This is a genomic window from Pseudothioclava alba (genome assembly GCF_033100795.1).
GTDB lineage: Bacteria > Pseudomonadota > Alphaproteobacteria > Rhodobacterales > Rhodobacteraceae > Pseudothioclava.
The window spans coordinates 344,171-364,303 of record NZ_JAWLVI010000001.1 but is presented as its reverse complement, the minus strand read 5'-3'; the positions used below and the strand labels follow the sequence as shown (position 1 = coordinate 364,303).

General features: G+C 61.6%; 20 protein-coding genes. 14 read left to right on the top strand and 6 right to left on the bottom strand.

The annotated features are described in order from the left end of the window. Positions 1-59: 59 nt before the first annotated feature. Entirely contained in the window at positions 60-284 is a 225-nt protein-coding gene (locus RYZ20_RS01775) for a DUF1127 domain-containing protein (RefSeq protein ID WP_317670158.1), read from the bottom strand. A gap of 185 nt (positions 285-469) precedes the next feature. On the opposite strand from RYZ20_RS01775, the gene pyrC reads away from it, so the two are divergent. From pyrC to RYZ20_RS01760, 3 genes are all read left to right on the top strand, one after another. After that, positions 470-1,531 (top strand): dihydroorotase, encoded by a 1,062-nt coding sequence (gene pyrC, locus RYZ20_RS01770; RefSeq protein WP_317670157.1) that lies wholly within the window; start codon positions 470-472, stop codon positions 1,529-1,531. 10 nt (positions 1,532-1,541) lie between these two features. After that, a complete protein-coding gene (locus RYZ20_RS01765) occupies positions 1,542-2,222 on the top strand; it encodes an orotate phosphoribosyltransferase (protein WP_317670156.1) in 681 nt (226 codons plus the stop codon). 221 nt (positions 2,223-2,443) lie between these two features. After that, positions 2,444-3,928, top strand: a complete 1,485-nt coding sequence (locus tag RYZ20_RS01760) for a replicative DNA helicase (RefSeq protein ID WP_317670155.1) — start codon at positions 2,444-2,446, stop codon at positions 3,926-3,928. Here RYZ20_RS01760 and RYZ20_RS01755 read toward each other — a convergent pair. Then, positions 3,925-4,338 (bottom strand): DUF6314 family protein, encoded by a 414-nt coding sequence (locus RYZ20_RS01755; RefSeq protein ID WP_317670154.1) that lies wholly within the window; start codon positions 4,336-4,338, stop codon positions 3,925-3,927. The genes RYZ20_RS01760 and RYZ20_RS01755 overlap by 4 nt on opposite strands. A gap of 82 nt (positions 4,339-4,420) precedes the next feature. On the opposite strand from RYZ20_RS01755, the gene purB reads away from it, so the two are divergent. The 5 genes from purB (at position 4,421) to gap (RYZ20_RS01730) (ending at position 9,489) form a co-directional block, all read left to right on the top strand. After that, positions 4,421-5,725, top strand: coding sequence for an adenylosuccinate lyase (gene purB / locus RYZ20_RS01750; RefSeq protein ID WP_317670153.1), 1,305 nt, complete (start codon positions 4,421-4,423; stop codon positions 5,723-5,725). A 171-nt stretch (positions 5,726-5,896) separates the two neighbouring features. Continuing rightward, on the top strand, positions 5,897-6,964 hold the full coding sequence (locus tag RYZ20_RS01745; RefSeq protein WP_411572305.1) for a flagellar motor switch protein FliG: 1,068 nt from the start codon (positions 5,897-5,899) through the stop codon (positions 6,962-6,964). A gap of 230 nt (positions 6,965-7,194) precedes the next feature. Next, positions 7,195-8,196, top strand: a complete 1,002-nt coding sequence (gene gap / locus RYZ20_RS01740; RefSeq protein WP_317670152.1) for a type I glyceraldehyde-3-phosphate dehydrogenase — start codon at positions 7,195-7,197, stop codon at positions 8,194-8,196. 42 nt (positions 8,197-8,238) lie between these two features. Further along, complete coding sequence (locus tag RYZ20_RS01735) at positions 8,239-8,382, top strand: hypothetical protein (RefSeq protein WP_317670151.1); 144 nt, start codon at positions 8,239-8,241, stop codon at positions 8,380-8,382. 105 nt (positions 8,383-8,487) lie between these two features. Next, positions 8,488-9,489 carry a type I glyceraldehyde-3-phosphate dehydrogenase gene (gene gap, locus RYZ20_RS01730; RefSeq protein ID WP_317670150.1) on the top strand — a complete coding sequence of 334 codons (1,002 nt, stop codon included), beginning with the start codon at positions 8,488-8,490 and terminating at the stop codon, positions 9,487-9,489. 66 nt (positions 9,490-9,555) lie between these two features. Here gap (RYZ20_RS01730) and coaD read toward each other — a convergent pair whose 3' ends face one another. From coaD to RYZ20_RS01715, 3 genes are all read right to left on the bottom strand, one after another. Then, positions 9,556-10,047 carry a pantetheine-phosphate adenylyltransferase gene (gene coaD, locus RYZ20_RS01725; RefSeq protein ID WP_317670149.1) on the bottom strand — a complete coding sequence of 164 codons (492 nt, stop codon included), beginning with the start codon at positions 10,045-10,047 and terminating at the stop codon, positions 9,556-9,558. 94 nt (positions 10,048-10,141) lie between these two features. Further along, positions 10,142-10,576, bottom strand: a complete 435-nt coding sequence (locus tag RYZ20_RS01720) for a CBS domain-containing protein (RefSeq protein ID WP_317670148.1) — start codon at positions 10,574-10,576, stop codon at positions 10,142-10,144. Between the two features lie 68 nt (positions 10,577-10,644). After that, a complete protein-coding gene (locus RYZ20_RS01715) occupies positions 10,645-11,547 on the bottom strand; it encodes a LysR family transcriptional regulator (RefSeq protein WP_317670147.1) in 903 nt (300 codons plus the stop codon). 107 nt (positions 11,548-11,654) lie between these two features. Between RYZ20_RS01715 and RYZ20_RS01710 the strand changes: the two genes are divergently transcribed. The 6 genes from RYZ20_RS01710 to RYZ20_RS01685 all read left to right on the top strand — a co-directional run bounded on the left by RYZ20_RS01710 (position 11,655) and on the right by RYZ20_RS01685 (position 17,133). Further along, on the top strand, positions 11,655-13,154 hold the full coding sequence (locus RYZ20_RS01710) for a CoA-acylating methylmalonate-semialdehyde dehydrogenase (protein WP_317670146.1): 1,500 nt from the start codon (positions 11,655-11,657) through the stop codon (positions 13,152-13,154). A gap of 169 nt (positions 13,155-13,323) precedes the next feature. Further along, a complete protein-coding gene (locus RYZ20_RS01705) occupies positions 13,324-14,469 on the top strand; it encodes an acyl-CoA dehydrogenase family protein (protein ID WP_317670145.1) in 1,146 nt (381 codons plus the stop codon). Beyond that, positions 14,469-15,503 (top strand): enoyl-CoA hydratase/isomerase family protein, encoded by a 1,035-nt coding sequence (locus RYZ20_RS01700; protein WP_317670144.1) that lies wholly within the window; start codon positions 14,469-14,471, stop codon positions 15,501-15,503. The genes RYZ20_RS01705 and RYZ20_RS01700 overlap by 1 nt, the downstream gene beginning before the upstream one ends. Before the next feature lie 31 nt (positions 15,504-15,534). After that, on the top strand, positions 15,535-16,407 hold the full coding sequence (gene mmsB, locus RYZ20_RS01695) for a 3-hydroxyisobutyrate dehydrogenase (RefSeq protein WP_317670143.1): 873 nt from the start codon (positions 15,535-15,537) through the stop codon (positions 16,405-16,407). 141 nt (positions 16,408-16,548) lie between these two features. Then, complete coding sequence (locus RYZ20_RS01690; RefSeq protein ID WP_317670142.1) at positions 16,549-16,752, top strand: YgaP family membrane protein; 204 nt, start codon at positions 16,549-16,551, stop codon at positions 16,750-16,752. 51 nt (positions 16,753-16,803) lie between these two features. Continuing rightward, positions 16,804-17,133, top strand: a complete 330-nt coding sequence (locus RYZ20_RS01685; protein ID WP_317670141.1) for a hypothetical protein — start codon at positions 16,804-16,806, stop codon at positions 17,131-17,133. On the opposite strand, the gene uvrA is transcribed toward RYZ20_RS01685, so the two are convergent. Then, the gene (gene uvrA / locus RYZ20_RS01680; RefSeq protein WP_317670140.1) at positions 17,134-19,989 is read right to left on the bottom strand and encodes an excinuclease ABC subunit UvrA; all 2,856 of its coding nucleotides are present in this window, start codon (positions 19,987-19,989) and stop codon (positions 17,134-17,136) included. Positions 19,990-20,133: the final 144 nt, after the last annotated feature.

The following is a 20,133-nucleotide window of genomic DNA, read 5'->3' as shown; positions in this document are numbered from 1 at the left end:
ACAGCGCAAGATGCCCGATCAGCGCAGGGCCACCCCCGAAAAGGCTGCCCCCCGGATCCTTACATATAAAAGCGGTCACGGAAGACGTGAAAAACGATGCGGTCGCGGGTCAGCCCCATTTCCGCAAGCTCCGCATCACTCAGGCGGTTCAGCCGGTCGATCTGGGCCGAACGCGAATTGCGCTCTGCGTAAAGGACAAACCCCTCGGCCACAGCATGTGCAACAGCGCGAAGCGTTTTGACGATACCGAAATCATGTCCGGCGTGAGCGGTCGTAAAAGCCATTTGGAACCCTCCTGAGGATTGTGGTCAGGCTGTTCCCTCCCTTGCATTCAACATACGTCACCAAGACTGACCTAACCACCGACAATCCGGCATTCCCGCCATGCAATCTCTGCAGTGCGGCGTTAGCGCTTAAGACGCGCAATCTGACTGGATTCGCGCGCGCGGGCGGTGTAACTGCGGGGATCATGACCCAGATCACCATCCCCCGCCCCGACGACTGGCACCTCCATCTGCGCGACGGCGCGATGCTTCAGGCGGTGCTGCCCGAAACCACGCGCCATTTCGCCCGCGCGATCGTGATGCCGAACCTCGTGCCGCCGGTCGTGACCGCCGCACAGGCCGCCGCCTACCGCGAGCGGATCATGGCCGCGATGCCCGAGGGCGCCACGTTCGAACCGCTGATGACGCTTTATCTGACCGAAGAGACCGATCCGGCAGATGTGGCTGCGGCCCATGCCTCGGGACTGGTCAAGGCGGTCAAGCTCTATCCGGCGGGCGCGACGACCAACTCGGCCTCGGGTGTGCGCGATTTTGACAAGGTGCGCCCTGTTCTGGAAAAAATGGCCGAGATCGGCCTGCCGCTGTGTGTGCATGGCGAGGTGGTGACGCCCGAGGTCGACATCTTCGACCGCGAGGCGGTGTTCATCGAGACCGTGCTTGATCCGGTGCGCCGCGCGACTCCGGGGCTGCGTGTGGTGATGGAGCATATCACTACCAAGGACGGCGTTGATTACGCGCGCTCGCAAGGCGATGATCTGGGCGCGACGATCACCACGCATCACCTGATTATCAACCGCAACCACATCCTCGTGGGCGGGATCAAGCCGCATTACTACTGCCTGCCGGTCGCGAAACGCGAAATCCACCGGCTTGCGCTGCGCGATGCGGCGACATCGGGTGAGGCGCGGTTTTTCCTTGGCACCGACTCGGCGCCCCACGCCGACGAGGCAAAGGAAAGTGCCTGCGGCTGCGCGGGGTGCTTTACCGCAACGAATACGATGGCTCTGCTGGCCCATGTCTTCGAAGAGGACGGCAAGCTCGATAACCTCGCGAAATTCGCAAGCCTCAACGGCCCCGCCTTCTATCGCCTGCCGGTGAACGAGGCGAAACTGACGCTGTCCAAATCCGACACTCCCGCCCAATGGCCCGAGAAAATCCTCTCGGGCGCTGGCCCCGTGACTGTTTTCAACCCCGGTTTCCCGGTCTATTGGACCGTGCAGGACCAAGCCGCCACACCAAAAGAATAAGGACCGGACCATGATCCCCAGCTCCTACCCCGCCCGCGAGGAAATCGCCCGCCTGACCGCCCGCATGTTGCTGGAAATCGGCGCGGTGAACTTTAACACCGATGAGCCGTATACGCTGGCCTCGGGCCTGCCCTCGCCGTCCTATATCGACTGCCGCAAGCTGATTTCGTTCCCGCGTATCCGCTCGACGCTGATGGATTTCATGGCCGTTACCGTGATGCGTGACGCGGGCTTTGAGGCATTCGACAACATCGCCGGCGGCGAGACCGCAGGCATCCCCTTCGCCGCGATGGTGGCCGAGCGTCTGGCGCTGCCGATGACCTATGTGCGCAAAAAACCAAAGGGTTACGGGCGCAACGCGCGGATCGAAGGCGCCATGACCGAAGGCCAGCGCGTGCTTCTGGTCGAGGATCTGACCACCGACGGCGGCTCGAAACTCAGCTTCGTCGATGCGATCCGCGACACTGGCGCGACCTGTGGGCATACGGCGGTGATCTTCTACTACGACATCTTCCCCGAGACCGAGAAAACCCTTGGCGATCATGGCGTGAAGCTGCATCACCTGTGCACCTGGTGGGATGTGCTGGCCGAAGCCCGCTCTCAGGGTGCCTTTACCAAAGAAACGCTGGACGAGGTCGAAACCTTCCTCAAGGCGCCGCGTGCCTGGCAAGAGGCCCACAAGAAGGGCTGATTTTTCTGTGGATCGTTTTGTGGACGATCTGGGGGTGATTTCGGGCGGGAATCGGAAACGGTTTCCGCCCGCTCCATATCTTGTGGTATGCTGCGCCCTGAACCACCAAAAATGCGACAAACCTGATCGGCAAACCCGAGTTATCCACAAAGATTTCCAGATACCCTTCGCCGCCGGAACTGGGCTATTGAACAGCCACACGAGGGGGAATCGAGGCACCTATGAACGACGCAAGCCTGCCGCAATCGGCTGAACCGGCCAATCAGGACACGCTTCCCCATAACATCGAGGCCGAGCAACAGCTGCTTGGCGCGATCCTGACGAATAACGATATTTTCGACCGGATCGCGGCCATCGTGAAGCCCGAGCATTTTTTCGAGCCTGTTCACCAGCGCATCTACGAAGTCACCATCGCGCGTATCCAGAAGAACGCTCTCGCCTCTCCGGTGACGCTAAAGGCGTTCCTCGAAGACGACACGGGGCTGAAGGAACTGGGCGGTCCGGCCTATCTGGCGCGTCTGGCGGGCTCGGCTATCGCGGCCTATGCGGCCAAGGATTACGCGCAGATGATCTACGAGCTTGCGATCCGTCGCGAGTTGATCCGTCTGGGCGGCGACATCTCGGCGCGCGCCAAGGAAGTCGCGGTCGATGACGACCCGAAAGAGCAGATCACCGCCGCCGAGCAAAAGCTGTATACACTGGCCGAGCAGGGTCAGGCCGACAAGGGTTTTGTGAGCTTTCTCAAGGCCGTAACGGAAGCAGTTCAATCAGCAAACGCCGCCTACCAGCGTGACGGCGGGTTGGCTGGCGTTTCAACCGGCCTGCGCGATCTGGACAAGAAACTGGGGGGGCTTCACCCCTCTGACCTTCTGATCCTCGCAGGGCGCCCCTCGATGGGGAAAACCTCGCTTGCGACGAACATCGCCTTCAACATCGCCAAAGCCTATAAGCGCGGCATCCGCCATGACGGCGTAGAGGGCGCAGTCGAGGGCGGCGTCGTGGGCTTCTTCTCGCTGGAAATGTCGGCCGAGCAACTGGCCGCCCGCGTGCTCTCCGAGGCCGCCGAGGTGCCATCGGAACAGATCCGCCGCGGCGACATGACGGAAACCGAATTCCGCCGCTTCGTCGAGGCGGCAAAGGCGCTTGAGACCTGCCCGCTTTATATCGACGACACGCCCGCACTGCCGATCTCGCAGGTTGCCGCGCGGTGCCGAAGGCTCAAGCGGACGCATGGCCTGGACGTGGTGATCGTGGACTACCTGCAACTGCTGCGCGGCACTGGTCGGGGCGAAAATCGCGTTCAGGAAATTGCCGAGATTTCAATGGGGTTAAAGGCCATCGCGAAAGAGCTGAACATCCCCGTGATGGCGCTCTCGCAGCTCAGCCGGACAGTCGAAAGCCGCGAAGACAAACGCCCGCAGCTTTCGGACCTTCGCGAATCCGGCTCGATCGAGCAGGACGCCGACGTGGTGATGTTCGTCTATCGTGACGAATATTATCACGAGCGCCTCAAGCCGCCAGAGGACGACCCGAACTTCGCGGAATGGGTGCAAAAGGCCGAGCGCGTTCACGGCAAGGCCGAGGTCATTCTGGGCAAGCAGCGTCACGGGCCGATCGGCACGGTCGAGGTCGCCTTTGAGGGCCGGTTCACCCGTTTCTCGGATCTGGCGCAACCCTGGCAGGGCGATGGCAGCGAAGGGTTCTAACCCTCCGCCCGCGTATAGACCGTGTGCATCGTGTAATCCTTGCGCGGGCCGGAGACGACCCATTCGGCGCGCCATTCGGGCCAAATGGAAAAATCATAGCACACCTTGTAAAGGTCTGGCGGGCAAAGGTGTTCAGCCACCGGATCGGCAGGGTCGAAGCTGTGGAACGGACGACCGTCGGCGTAATCCACCGCGATCCCAGCCCCGCCGCGCCGCCATGTATAACGCCGCTCGGCCTTCATCGGCTCGTGGCCTTCGAGGTGCAGCTCTCCCACCTCGTGATAGACCAGCGCCGCCCCCTCGCGGACAAAGCTGCACCGCCCCGAAAACCAGCCCTCTGCGGCGCCGTTCGGGCGGATCTGGCGCGCAATCACCCACGCGCCTTCGAAATCTGACAATCTTGGAACCATTACTCTCTAGCCTTTAACTTGCCCCCGGGGCGCGCGCAGTCTAGAAGCCCTGCAACTCCGCTACAACCGAAAGGCGCCGCCGATGATCCCGCGTTATGCCCGCAAGGAAATGGTCGATATCTGGGAACCCGCGACCAAGTTCAAGATCTGGTATGAAATCGAAGCCCATGCCTGCGACGCGCAGGCCGCTTTGGGTGTGATCCCGAAGGAAAACGCCGAGGCCGTCTGGAAGGCCAAGGACGTGGACTTCGACGTCGCCCGCATCGACGAGATCGAAGCCATCACCAAGCATGATGTGATCGCCTTCCTGACCCATCTGGCCGAGCATGTCGGCTCGGAAGAGGCCCGTTTCGTGCATCAGGGCATGACCTCGTCGGACGTGCTGGACACCTGCCTGAACGTGCAGTTGGTGCGCGCCGCCGACATTCTGCTGGCCGGTCTCGACAAGGTTCTGGCCGCGCTGAAAACCCGCGCTTACGAGCATAAAAACACCGTCCGCGTTGGCCGTTCGCACGGCATCCACGCAGAGCCCACCACGATGGGCCTGACGTTTGCGCGCTTCTACGCCGAGATGGACCGCAACAAGAACCGTCTTGAAAAGGCACGTTGGGAGGTTGCGACCGGCGCAATTTCGGGCGCTGTCGGCACCTTCGCCAACATCGACCCGGCCGTGGAAGAGCACGTCTGCGAGAAACTGGGCCTGCGCCCCGAGCCGATCTCGACCCAGGTGATCCCGCGCGACCGCCACGCGATGTTCTTTGCGACCCTTGGCGTCATCGCCTCGTCGATCGAAAACATCGCGATCGAGATCCGCCACATGCAGCGCACCGAGGTTCTGGAAGGCGCCGAGTTCTTCTCGATGGGCCAGAAGGGCTCGTCGGCAATGCCGCATAAAAAGAACCCGGTTCTCACCGAAAACCTGACCGGCCTTGCGCGCCTTGTGCGTATGACTGTGGTGCCCGCGATGGAGAACGTGGCGCTGTGGCATGAGCGCGACATCTCGCACTCCTCGGTCGAGCGCGGCATTGGCCCCGACGCGACGATCACCCTCGATTTCGCGCTGAACCGTCTGGCCGGTGTTGTCGAGAAAATGCTGATCTTCCCGCAGAACATGCTGGATAACATGAACAAATTCCCCGGCCTCGTGATGAGCCAGCGCGTGCTGCTGGCGCTGACGCAGGCAGGTGTGTCGCGCGAGGACGCCTATTCGATGGTGCAGCGCAATGCGCTCAAGGTCTGGGAAGACCGCGTCGATTTCCGCGAACAGCTTCTGGCCGATGAAGATGTGGTCAAGGCGCTTGGCGTCGACGCGATCAACGCGAAATTCGACATGGAATATCACACCAAACACGTCGACACGATCTTCAAGCGGGTGTTTGGCGAATAAGCCCTGCGCAGTTGACGAAACGCCCGGAGTGCCGCCCGCGCTCCGGGCGTATTCATTTTTACCTGTTGGCAGGCCGCGCGTAAGGTGCCCTTAACCGATTTCATGTGATCCTCCGGTTTCGTAACGGATTCGGAGGTTTTTCCGGTGAATGCTCTTGCCCCGCTGCCAGCTATGAATAGCGCTTTGTCGGCGTTCGACGATGCGGGGTTCGGTGCCGCCACGACCGAGGCGCCAAGCGCGCGTATGCGTCTGACGCGCAAGCAAAAAGCAGCGGTGATCGTGCGGCTTTTGTCTTCGGAAGGGGTGAAAATCCCGCTTAATACGCTGACCGACGACCAGCAAGAGGAACTGGCGCAAGAGATTGCCGATCTGCGCCTGATCGACCGAGATACGCTGCACGCGGTGGTGGCCGAGTTCTGCGAACAGCTTGAGGCCGTGGGCCTGGCCTTTCCGGGTGGCATCGACGGGGCGCTTTCGATTCTGGACGGGCAGCTCAGCCCCTCGGCAGCGACACGGCTGCGCCGGATGGCGTCGGGCACCTCGCGTGCGGACCCCTGGGAGCGGCTGACCGGCCTCGCACCCGAGGCGCTGGCTCCCGTGCTGGAGTTCGAAAGCAGCGAGGTTTGTGCCGTGGTCCTGTCCAAGCTCTCGGTCGCCAAAGCCGCCGATCTGCTGGGCAGGATGCCCGGCGAAAAAGCGCGGCGTATCGCCTATGCCGTGTCGCTTACCGGAAATGTCGCGCCTGAAACCGTGCATCGGATCGGGCTGGCATTGGCCGCGCAACTTGATGCCCAACCCGCGCGCGCTTTTGATACCGGTCCCGTGGAACGCGTTGGCGCTATTCTCAACTATTCCGCCTCCTCGACCCGCGACGATGTGCTCAAGGGACTGGAGGAGGAGGATCAGGCCTTCGCCGAACAGGTGAAGAAGGCAATTTTCACATTCACCAATATTCCCGCCCGCATCGACCCGCGCGACATCCCGAAAATCCTGCGCGCTCTCGATCAGCAGCGCCTTGTGGTGGCGCTGGCGGGGGCAAAGGGCGAAGGGCAAAAATCGGTCGAGTTCATCCTCGCGAATATGTCGCAGCGCATGGCCCAAAACCTGCGCGAGGAAATGCAAAATCTTGGCAAGGTCAAAGACAAGGATGCCGAGGATGCGGCAGGCGAGTTGGTTAATGCGATCCGCGAACTTGAAGCAGCGGGCGAGATTTTCCTTGTCGCCGAGGATGAGGAATAGCACCCCGCACCCGATAGCTTTGCCATGCCTCTGGATTCGCGCGATGGCCCCGCACAACAGCCGATCCATACCGGATCGGCCCGCACCCAGCGTTGCGCCCTCGATTCCGAACGCTAACGTTATCGCAACCATCCGATGTTTGCGTTACCATCGGGATTCAGCGGCTTTCCCCCTGCCCCGTCCCCGTGGTATCCGCTCTTCAACTCAGGGACTGACCTCAGGAGAGCGCTATGACCGTCACCATCGGTATCAACGGATTTGGCCGCATCGGCCGCTGCACGCTGGCCCATATCGCAGAGGCCGCGCGCAATGACGTGCAGGTCGTCAAGATCAACGCCACCGGCCCGATCGAGACCAACGCCCACCTGCTGAAATACGACTCCGTTCATGGCCGCTTTGGCGGACCGGTCAAGATCGAGGGCAAGACCCTTGATCTGGGCCAAGGCCCGATCGAGGTGATGTCCACCTACAACCCTGATGATCTGAACTGGGACGGCGTCGATGTTGTGCTCGAATGCACCGGCAAATTCAACGCGCGCGACAAGGCGGCCGTGCACCTTGGCCGTGGCGCCAAGCGCGTGCTGGTCTCGGCCCCCGCCAAGAACGCCGACAAGACCATCGTCTACGGCGTCAACCACCGCGAGCTTCAGGCGCAGCACGAGGTTGTCTCGAACGGCTCGTGCACGACGAACTGCCTCGCGCCGCTGGCCAAGGTTCTGAACGACGCTATCGGCATCGAATCGGGCATCATGACCACGATCCACAGCTACACCGGCGACCAGCCGACGCTGGACCGCCGTCACAAAGACCTGTATCGCGCCCGCGCCGCCGCAATGGCGATGATCCCGACCTCGACCGGCGCTGCAAAGGCACTTGGCGAGGTTCTGCCCGAACTGATCGGCAAGCTGGACGGCACCGCAATCCGTGTGCCGACGCCGAATGTCTCGGCGGTTGACCTGACCTTCGTGGCAAACAAATCGGTAACCGTTGACGAGGTGAACGAGGTCGTGCGCGAGGCCGCGGCAGGCCATATGGGCATGGTTTTGGGCTATGATCCGGAGCCGAAGGTCTCGATCGACTTCAATCACACGACGCAATCCTCTATCTTTGCCCCCGACCAGACCAAAGTGACCGGCGGCAAGCTGGTGCGCGTGCTGGCGTGGTACGATAACGAATGGGGTTTCTCCTGCCGGATGGCCGATGTGGCCGCCGCAATGGGGCGCCTGCTGTAACAAACCGGGGGCAAGCGCCCTCGTATGAGGGGGCGCTTTGCCATGACCAATCCGATAGCCCTTTGGCTTGGAGCTCTGGTTCTGATCGCCGCTCTGGTCGATGCTTTTGCTTTCGACTGGGGCGGTTTCCTTTTTCTGGCGCGCAAAGCGGTGGAATTGATCCACTACGTCGCCTTCTGGCGCTGACGGGCGAATTGCCCGGTTGACTTCTGCTTCGTTTGGTGGTGTTAGCGGTAACACGAAATTCACGTCCCGGCCCGACGTGCCCACTCTTGTTCGAAGGAGACAGTCATGGCTGTTAAAGTCGCAATCAACGGGTTCGGTCGCATCGGCCGCAACGTGCTGCGTGCAATCATCGAGTCGGGCCGAACCGACATCGAAGTCGTCGCTATCAACGACCTTGGATCGGTCGAAACCAACGCGCATCTGCTGCAATTCGATTCCGTTCACGGCCGCTTCCCGGTCGAGGTGAAATGGGGCGAGGATCATATCGACGTCGGCCGTGGGCCGATCCGTGTGACGGCAATTCGCAACCCCGCCGAACTGCCCTGGGGCGACATCGACGTCGCGCTGGAATGCACCGGCATCTTCACCGACAAGGAAAAGGCGCAAATCCATCTGGAAAACGGCGCAAGCCGCGTTCTGGTTTCGGCGCCATCGAAAGGTGCTGACAAAACAATTGTTTACGGCGTGAACCACGACACGCTGACCGCCGAGGATCTGATCGTTTCGAACGCATCCTGCACGACGAACTGTCTCTCGCCGGTTGCGAAAACGCTGCATGACGCGATTGGTATCGTCAAAGGCTTCATGACCACGATCCACAGCTATACCGGCGACCAGCCGACGCTGGACACTTACCACAAAGACCTCTACCGCGCCCGCGCGGCGGCGCTCAGCATGATCCCGACCTCGACGGGTGCTGCGAAAGCTGTGGGTCTGGTTCTGCCCGAGCTGAACGGCAAACTGGATGGCGTCGCGATCCGCGTGCCTACCCCGAATGTCTCGGTCGTTGACCTTGTGTTCGAAGCCTCGCGCGATACCACCGTCGAAGAGGTGAACGCCGCCATTCGCGCCGCCGCCGATGGTCCGCTCAAAGGTATTCTGGGCTATACCGACCGCCCGAATGTCTCGACAGACTTCAACCACAACCCGCATTCCTCGGTCTTCCACATGGATCAGACCAAGATCCTTGACGGGCGGATGGTGCGCATTCTGTCGTGGTATGACAACGAATGGGGCTTCTCGAACCGCATGGCGGATACCGCTGTGGCGATGGGCAAGCTGATCTGATCGCGGCCCTTCCGAAACAAGAAAAGCCCCGGACAATCCGGGGCTTTTTCAATTTATATCAGCGTGTTACGCGAATTTCTTAAGAAGCTCGTTTTTGACCATCGGCGGCACGAATTTCGATACATCCCCGCCAAGCCGCGCGATTTCCTTGACCAGCTTCGAGGCAATCGCCTGCCGACGCGCATCCGCCATCAGGAACACCGTCTCGATCGAGGCATCCAGCGCGCGGTTCATGCCGACCATCTGGAATTCATACTCAAAATCGGCCACAGCGCGCAGCCCGCGCACGATGACATTCGCGCCAACCTCGCGCGCGCAGTCAATCAACAGGTTCTCGAACGGATGCACCACAATCTCGCCGCCGCATCGCGCGGTGATGGCGGCACATTCGCGCTCGATCATCGCGACCCGCTCTTCCAGATCAAACAATGGCCCCTTGTCACGGTTGATCGCCACGCCAATTACCAGGCGATCAACCAGCGCCAGCCCGCGCTCGATAATGTCGATATGACCCAGAGTGACCGGATCGAAGGTTCCGGGATACAAGCCGACACGCATGGGCAACTCCTTTGCATCAGGGGCGCAATTCCGTTACGCGCACGCAACAATATTGCGCAACGAATTGCAAGCACTCAGATGCCGCGTCGCGGCGTCAGTTGCCCATGATCATGCCGGTGAGCGCCTCTTTCTCCATGTTCAGCTTGGACAGCTGCGCTTTCACCACGTCGCCAATCGAGATCAGGCCGATCATTTCGTCGCCCTCCATAACCGGCATATGGCGGAACCGCCCCGAGGTCATCCGTTCCATTACGCTATCGGTGTCATCCGAGCGTGTGCAGCTTTCGATCTTGGCGGTCATGATCCCGTCAACCGCGCCTGACAGGCAGCCCGAACCACTGCGCCCCAGTTCGCGCACGATGTCACGCTCTGAAAGGATGCCCGCGACGCGCTTGCCATCGGGCGAGACAATCACCGCACCGATCCGGCGCGCCGACAAAAGTGCGGCCGCATCGCCAACCGTGGTCCCGGGCGGAACCGTTACCACGCCATCGTCGCCTTTATCCTTCAGAATGTGCTGAACCTGCATCGCAACCTCCCAATTGCTTCGTGTGAACGCTCCCTGAGTGCAAGCGTCCCACGAGGCGCGATAATCTGTCAAGCGGCCTCGCGTGCAAGATTTTCCAGCCGCGCGACCTCGGCCCGCATTCCTTGCCCCAGCACTTCGGCCAGCCGGTTAAGCCGCTCTGAACGCCGGTCATCCGCATGACGGATCAGCCAGAACGACCGCTTCAGAGACAACGCCTGTGGCAGAACCCGCACCACACCGGGCGTAAACGGGATGGCGAAATCATGCACGATCGCCAGCCCCGCGCCCGCGCGCACCATCTGCATCTGCACCGAAACCGAGTTCGACCCGAGCGCGACCGTCTCGCATCCGGTCTGCGCAAAATAGTCCAGTTCCTTGTCGAAAATCATGTCGGGGATATAGCCGATCATCCTGTGACCCTTGAGCTCCGTGAGCGAGGTTATCGGCGGGCTGTTCGCCAGATAGTCGCGATGCGCCGCCAGATGCAGCCGATAGTCGGTCAGGCGTTGCACCGTCAGCCGCCCGGCCGAGGGCGGGGACACCGCAATCGCCATATCGGCCTCGCGTTTGGACAGGTTGAACACGCGCGGCAGGGCGACGAGCTGGATCTCAAGGCCCGGATTTGCATCCGAAATTGTCTTGCAGACCTGCGGCAAAAGATAGTTCGCGCACCCGTCCGGTGCCCCGATCCGCAGCGATCCGGTCAACTGCCCCGCCGTGCCCGACAGCTCTTCGGAGGCGCCCGCAAAGGCCTGCTCGGCGCGTTCGGCATGGGGCATCAGGCGGATGCCCGCATCGGTCAGCGCGTAACCCTGCGGCGATTTCACGAAAAGCTGCGCCGCGACCGCCTCTTCCAGCCGCGCGATCCGCCGCCCAACCGTCGCCGCATCGCATTTCAGCCCCCGCCCCGCGCCCGACAGGCTTTCCGCCCGCGCAACGGCAAGAAACACGCGCAAATCATCCCAATCCATAGCCGAACCATCCTTTGCATAATTGCAAAACACTTTTGCCAGATTTCTTCTTTTCGGGGCATTTTCGCAAGCCTAAACTGCGCCCATACCAATTTTGGGAGGATCACATGCAAGAGATCGGTCACTGGATTAACGGGAAAATGGTCGCGGGCACTTCGGGCCGCTTTTCCGACGTTTACAACCCCGCCACCGGCGAAATTCAGGCGCGTGTCGCGCTGGCGACAGTTGAAGAGCTGAACGCCGCCGTCGCAGCCGCCGCGAAGGCGCAACTCGTCTGGGGCGCCACCAACCCGCAGCGCCGCGCGCGCGTCATGATGAAGTTCGGCGACCTGATCAACCAGCACATGGACGAGTTGGCCGAGCTGGTCTCGCGCGAGCATGGCAAGACCCTGCCCGACGGGCGCGGCGATGTGCAGCGTGGCCTTGAGGTGATCGAGGTCTGCATGGGCGGGCCGGCGATGCTCAAGGGCGAATACACTGACAGCGCTGGTCCGGGGATCGACCTCTATTCCATGCGTCAGCCGCTTGGCGTTGTGGCCGGCATCACGCCGTTCAACTTCCCCGCCATGATCCCGCTGTGGAAAATGGGTCCGGCGCTGACGGCTGGTAACGCGATGATCCTGAAACCGTCCGAGCGCTGCCCCTCGACCTCGATGCGTCTGGCCGAACTCGCGCAAGAAGCGGGCCTGCCCGATGGCGTGCTGCAAGTCGTCAACGGCGACAAAGAGGTTGTGGACGCGATCCTCGACAACGAGACCGTTCAAGCCGTTGGCTTCGTGGGTTCGACCCCGATCGCACAATACATCTATGGCCGCGCCGCCAATAACGGCAAGCGCGCCCAGTGCTTCGGCGGCGCCAAGAACCACATGATCATCATGCCCGACGCAGACCTTGATAAGGCCGCTGACGCGCTGGTGGGTGCAGGCTTTGGCGCGGCTGGCGAACGCTGCATGGCGATCTCGGTCGCAGTGCCGGTCGGCAAGGAAACCGCTGACCGCCTGATCGAAAAGCTGATCCCGAAGATCGAAGCGCTCAAGGTTGGCCCCTACACCGGCGGCGACGACGTGGACTTCGGGCCGGTCATCACCGAGGCTGCAATGAACCGCATCAAGGGGCTTATCACCTCGGGTGCCGATCAGGGCGCGAAACTGGTGATCGACGGGCGCGACCTCTCGATCCAGGGCTACGAGAACGGCTATTATGTCGGCCCGACGCTGTTTGACGACGTCACCCCCGAGATGGACATCTACAAGGAAGAGATCTTCGGTCCGGTGCTCTCGACCGTCCGCGCAGGCAGCTACGAAGAAGCGCTCAACCTTGTCATCGACAACCCCTACGGCAACGGCACGGCGATCTTCACCGCCGATGGCGACACCGCGCGCGACTTCGCAAGCCGTGTGAACGTGGGCATGGTCGGCATCAACTTCCCGATCCCGGTGCCGCTGAGCTACTACACCTTCGGCGGCTGGAAGAAGTCGGCGTTCGGCGACCTGAACCAGTATGGCCCCGACGCATTCCGCTTCTACACCAAGACGAAAACCGTCACCGCGCGCTGGTTCTCGGGCATCAAGGACGGTGCCGCGCTGAACTTCAAAGCGCTCGACTGATGCAAAGCGACGGGCCGCCTGAAAGGGCGGCCCGTATTCTATAAAAGGCCGCGACAGATTTCTGGCCCGATTTCTGGCGCACCGAATGCCTCCCCGGGATCTTGCAAAACTCTTGCAAGAATCCTCAATTAAACATTCGTTCAATTTACTTGGGCCGGGGAGGATACCGATGGATTTCAATCTCAGCGAAGAACAGCAGGCTATTTTCGATATGGCCTATGCCTTCGGGCAGGATGAAATCGCGCCCCATGCGCTTGAATGGGAGGAGGCGGGCACGATCCCGCGCGAGCTGTGGGCCAAGGTCGCCGCGCTCGGGCTTGGCGGGGTTTATGTGTCCGAGGATTTCGGCGGATCGGGGCTTTCGCGCCTTGATGCGACGCTCGTGTTCGAGGCGCTGGCGATGGCCTGCCCTGCCGTCGGCTCGTTCCTCTCGATCCACAATATGTGCGGCGGTATGATCGACAAATTCGGCACCGACGCCGACAAAGCCCGCTGGTTGCCCGACCTGTGTTCGATGGAGAAGGTCTTTTCCTACTGCCTGACCGAACCGGGGTCTGGTTCTGACGCCGCAGCGCTGCGCACCCGCGCCGAGAAAACCGACGCCGGCTGGAAGCTGAACGGCACCAAGGCGTTCATCTCGGGCGGGTCCTACTCGGATTGCTACCTGACAATGGTGCGCACCGGCGAGGATGGTCCCAAGGGCATCTCGACTATGGTGATCGAGGACGGCACGGCGGGCCTGTCGTTTGGCGCGCTTGAGAAAAAGATGGGCTGGAAGGCGCAACCGACCGCACAGGTGCAGTTCGATGATTGCGAAATCCCGTCCGAAAACCTGATCGGGCAAGAGGCCAAAGGCTTTACCTATGCGATGGCGGGGCTTGATGGCGGGCGGTTGAATATCGCGGCCTCGGCCCTTGGGGGTGCGCAACAGGCGCTGAACCAGACGCTTGTGTATATGGGCGAGCGCAAGGCGTTTGGCCGCTCGATCGACCAGTTCCAGGCGCTGCAATTCCGTCTGGCCGAGATGGAAACCAAGCTGCAAGCCGCGCGCACCTTCCTGCGTCAAGCCGCCAGCAAGCTGGACGATGGCACGCCCGACGCCACCAAGTTCTGTGCGATGGCCAAGCTTTTCGTGACCGACGCCGCCTTCGAGGTAGCCAACGAATGCCTGCAACTCCACGGTGGCTATGGATACCTCGCAGACTACGGGATCGAGAAAATCGTGCGCGACCTGCGCGTGCACCAGATCCTTGAAGGCACCAATGAAATCATGCGGTTGATCGTCAGCCGCACCCTTCTGGCGGAGCGCGGCTGATGGATGAGATGATCGCCCGCAAAGAGGGGCGCGCGGGGCGCCTGACCTTTAACCGCCCATCGGCGCTGAACGCGCTCAGTCACCCGATGGCGATGGAGATTGAACACGCGCTGGATGCCTGGCGCGATGACCCCGAGGTATCGCTGGTCGTGATCGACGCGGTCGGGGATCGTGCCTTCTGCGCGGGCGGCGACATTGCCGCCGTCTACCGCGCGGCCCTTGAGGGTGACATGCGGCCCGGGCGCGAATTCTGGGCCGACGAATACCGGATGAACGCGAAAATCGCCGAATACCCCAAGCCCATCGTCGCCTTCATGCAGGGCTTTGTGATGGGCGGCGGCGTCGGCGTGGGCGGTCATGCCTCGCACCGCGTGGTGGGCGAAAGCACACAGGTTGCCATGCCCGAAAGCGGCATTGGCCTGATCCCCGACGTGGGCGGCACTCTGATCCTCGCGCGCGCTCCGGGGCGCGTGGGCGAATATCTGGGCGTGACCGGCGCGCGGATCAACGCAACCGACGCAATCTACGCGGGATTTGCCGACCGTTTCATCCCCGAGGCTGACTGGGGCTCCGTGAAAGCCTCGCTTGTCGAGACCGGCGATATTGCCACCCTGCCCCACGGCGCCCCCCCACCCGAGGCTGGCCGTCTGGCCGATCTGCGCCCTGAAATCGAAACCGGCTTTGGCGGCGCGGACATCCACACGATCAAGGCTACGCTTGAGGCATCGGGCAGCCATTTCGCCCAAGATGCGCTGAAGGCCATCGGGCGCAACTCGCCCCTGTCGATGGAAGCGACGCTGCGCCTTGTGCGGATGACGCGCGCCGATAACACGATCCGCGGCGCATTGGAAAACGAGTTCCGCTTTACCTGGCGCGCCTGCGAACAGGGCGATTTCGTCGAGGGTGTGCGCGCGCAGATCATCGACAAGGACCGCAACCCGCAGTGGAAGCATACTTTGAACAGCCTGCCCGAAGCGGATGTCGCCGTAATGCTGGCCCCTCTGGGCGCTGATGCCCGCATCGAATTCGCGTGAAGAACGCACTGTAAGACACTGGGAGGAAATCATGAAAATCGGTTTTATCGGACTTGGAAACATGGGCGGGCCGATGGCCTCGAACCTTGTGAACGCTGGCCATGAGGTCACGGGCTTTGACCTTGCGGCACCGATGCCCGCAGGCGTCACCAAAGCCGCCACGGCGGCAGAGGCGGCCACCGGCGCGGATGTGGTTATCACCATGCTGCCCAATGGCGCGATCCTGCGCTCGGTCGCAGCCGAGGTGATCCCGGCGATGACCAAGACGGCGGTGCTGTGCGATTGCTCGACCGTCGATGTGGACAGCGCGCGCGCGGTCGCGAAACAGGCAACCGCCGCCGGTCTTGGCGCACTTGACGGTCCGGTTTCGGGCGGCGTAGGCGGCGCAACCAACGGCACGCTGACCTTTATGGTCGGCGGCTCGGCAGACGCTTTCGAGACCGTCAAACCCCTGTTTGACATCATGGGCCAGAAGGCCGTGCATTGCGGCGAGGCAGGCGCCGGACAGGCCGCCAAGATTTGCAATAACATGATCCTCGGCGTCACCATGATCGCCACCTGCGAAGCCTTCGCGCTTGCCGACAAGCTGGGCCTCGACCGGCAAAAGATGTTCGACGTTGTCTCGACCTCGTCGGGCTATAGCTGGACGATGAACGCCTATTGCCCCGCCCCGGGTGTCGGGCCGCAATCGCCTGCGGATAACGGCTACAAACCGGGTTTCGCGGCGGAGCTGATGCTGAAAGACCTGCGCCTGTCGCAGCAAGCGGCGGAATCGGCGGACGCCGATACCCCGATGGGGCAACTGGCCGCCGCGCTTTACACGCAATTCGTTGAAACCGAAGACGGAAAGGGCATGGACTTCTCGGCCATGCTGCCGCGCTTCGAGAAACGCGGTCGCGGCTAATAGCGAAGGTGCCGGGCCTTTCCCGGCACCATCTTTTCATCAGGATTTGAACGCACCAGCGCTTGCCAGTCTGCGCGCAAAGGCGCATGGTTAACACGCGCTATGAGGGTATTCCGCCTTGGCGCATGATGGAGAGTGACCATGTTCAAAACCAATGTTGGCGGGCTTGATAAAATCCTGCGCATCATCGTCGGACTCGCGCTGATCGCGGGATTTTTTCTGAATACCGAGGCGTCGATGCGCTGGCTTTACCTGATCGGGATCGTCCCACTGGCGACCGGCCTTCTGGGTAGCTGCCCGCTTTACTCCCTTTTGGGCAAAAGCACCTGCCCGATGAAGAAATAACCTCGCGCTGGCGGGTTTCCCTTTACCCGTCGCGCCGCTAACCTGCGCCCCATGCGTCGGTTAGTGATCCTGTTATGCCTCCCCCTGCCCCTTGCCGCGCAAGAGCCCGAATGCAAGACGCTCTCCACGGGCGACACGTTCTGCGTTGTGCAGGAGAATGGCGTGAAGCGTTGGGTGCCGCAGCGTGCGCTTGGGCCGCGCTTCGCGGTGGGCGATGATTTCCCGATCTATGACCACTCGATGTTGATGGATCTGAACCGCTATGACCTGCCGCCCGTGGACGGTCATTGGCGCTATTACATCGTCGAAGGGGTCATCTACAAAGTCGATCCCACCTCGAAAACCGTGATCGAGGTGGTGAAGCGTCACTTTGCCCGCTGATTACTCTGCCGCGAGTTTAATCCCAAGCATCGGCGCCAGATAGCGGCCCGTGTGGCTGCGCGGGTTTTTCGCAACCTCTTCGGGTGTGCCGCAGGCGACAATCTCACCGCCGCCATCACCGCCTTCGGGACCGATGTCGATGATCCAGTCGGCAGTTTTGATGACATCGAGATTATGCTCGATCACCACAACGGTATTGCCCTGCTCGACCAAGGAATGCAGCACTTCCAACAACTTGCGCACGTCTTCGAAGTGCAGCCCCGTGGTCGGCTCATCAAGGATATAAAGCGTCCGGCCCGTCGCACGGCGCGACAGCTCTTTCGACAGCTTAACCCGCTGCGCCTCGCCGCCCGAGAGGGTCGTCGCCTGCTGACCCACCTTGATATAGCCAAGCCCGACCTCGACAAGCGCATCCATCTTTTCGCGGATCGAGGGCACGGCCTTGAAGAACCCCTGCGCATCCTCGACCGTCATATCCAGAACATCCGCGATAGACTTGCCCTTGAATTTGATCTCCAGCGTCTCGCGGTTATAGCGGTGCCCCTTGCAGGTTTCGCAGGTGACATAGACGTCGGGCAGGAAGTGCATCTCGATCTTGATGACACCGTCGCCCTGGCACGCCTCGCACCGCCCGCCCTTCACGTTGAACGAGAACCGCCCGGGCTTATAGCCGCGCGCCTGCGCCTCGGGGAGGCCCGCAAACCAGTCTCGGATCGGCGTGAAGGCACCGGTATAGGTGGCAGGGTTCGAGCGCGGCGTGCGCCCGATCGGGCGCTGGTCGATGTCAATCACCTTGTCCAGATGCTCAAGCCCGCGGATCGTCTCGCAAGGCGCTGGCGTCTGGCGCGCCCCGTTCAGGCGCATCGAGGCGGTCTTGAACAGAGTCTCGATGGTCAGCGTCGATTTGCCCCCACCCGACACACCCGTCACGCAGACAAACTTGCCAAGCGGGAAATGTGCGGTCACGTTTTTCAGGTTGTTGCCCGACGCGCCCTCGACCTTGATCTCCTTGCCGTTGCCCTCGCGCCGAAGCGGCGGCACGGCAATCTCGCGCGCGCCGGACAGATATTGCCCCGTGAGGCTCGCCGGATCGGCGCAAATCTCGGCCGGAGTACCGCGCGCCACGATCTGCCCGCCGTGAACGCCGGCGCCCGGCCCGATGTCGAACACATAATCCGCGTGGCGGATCGCGTCTTCATCATGCTCGACCACGATCACGGTATTGCCCTGATCGCGCAGGTTTTTCAGCGTTTGCAGCAGCCTGTCATTGTCGCGTTGATGGAGGCCGATTGAAGGTTCATCAAGCACATACAGCACGCCCGTCAGCCCCGACCCGATCTGGCTGGCCAGCCGGATACGCTGGCTCTCGCCGCCCGAAAGCGTGCCTGCCGCGCGGCTGAGTGTCAGGTAATCAAGCCCGACATTCACAAGGAATCCAAGGCGTTCGCGGATTTCTTTCAAGATCGCGTGGGCGATTTCGTTCTTTTGCTTGCTCAGCGAGGCGGGCGCATCCGCGACCCAGGCATAGGCCTCTTTGATCGACATCTCGACGACCTGCCCCACATGCAGGCCAGCGATCTTTACCGCCAAAGCCTCGGGCTTCAGGCGATACCCCGAGCAGGCGCCGCAGGGGCGGTTGTTCTGATAGCGCTCCATCTCTTCGCGCGACCATGCGCTGTCGGTCTCACGGTAGCGCCGCTCCATATTCGGGATCACGCCCTCAAAACTGCGCGCGACCTCGTAGACCCGCCCGCCTTCGTCGAAGCGGAACTTGATCTCGTCGTCGCCCGAGCCAAAGAGGAACAGCTCTTGCACCGCGCGCGGAAGATCCTTCCACGCCGTCTTGCGGTTGAAGCCGTAATGCGCGGCCAGTGCCTCGATCGTCTGGGTGATATAGGGAGATTTCGAGCGCGCCCACGGACCAATCGCCCCTGTTGCCAGCGAAAGCGTCACATCCGGCACAACCAGCCGTTCGTCAAAGAACAGCTCATGCCCCAGCCCGTCGCACACCGGACAGGCGCCAAAGGGCGCGTTGAACGAAAACAGCCGCGGCTCGATCTCGGGAATGGTAAAGCCCGACACCGGGCAGGCGAAATTCTCGGAGAATGTGATCCGCTCGGGATCGCCCTCGGAGGGCGCGGTTTCGAAAATCGCGATCCCGTCGGCTAGGTCGAGCGCGGTGCGGAAACTATCGGCAAGGCGCGTCTCCATCCCCTCGCGCACGACAACGCGGTCCACCACCACGTCGATATTGTGGCGGAATTTTTTGTCCAGAACCGGCGGCTCCTCAAGCTCGTAGAACGCGCCAGTCACCTTGACGCGCTGGAAACCCTGCTTGCGCAACTCCATGAATTCTTTTTTGTATTCGCCTTTGCGGTCGCGCACGATGGGCGCCAGAAGGTAGCCGCGCGTCCCCTCCTCCATTGTCATCACGCGGTCGACCATATCCTGCACCTGCTGCGCCTCGATCGGCTGGCCGGTCGCCGGGCTATAGGGCGTGCCCGCGCGCGCAAACAGAAGGCGCATGTAGTCGTAAATCTCGGTCACCGTGCCGACGGTCGAGCGCGGGTTCTTCGAGGTCGTCTTCTGCTCAATGGAAATCGCAGGCGAAAGCCCCGAGATGTGATCGACATCAGGCTTGCCCATCTGGTCCAGAAACTGGCGCGCATAGGCGGACAGGCTTTCGACGTAACGCCGCTGGCCCTCGGCATAGATCGTATCGAACGCAAGCGAGGATTTGCCGGACCCCGAAAGCCCGGTAATCACCACGAACTGATCGCGCGGAATATCCAGATCCACGTTCTTCAGGTTGTGTTCGCGCGCGCCGCGCACTTCGATGAATTTCTGCTCAGCCATCGGGGCCCCCTGTTCGTCCCACCCTAGATAGGGGAAGGCGGATGAGTCTCCAATTGAATTTTGCGAACATTAAGCGAACATTCATAAAGTTCAACCGGCTTTTCCGGCAGCACCGCGAAATCTCTTTTACTCATTCAGGATTTG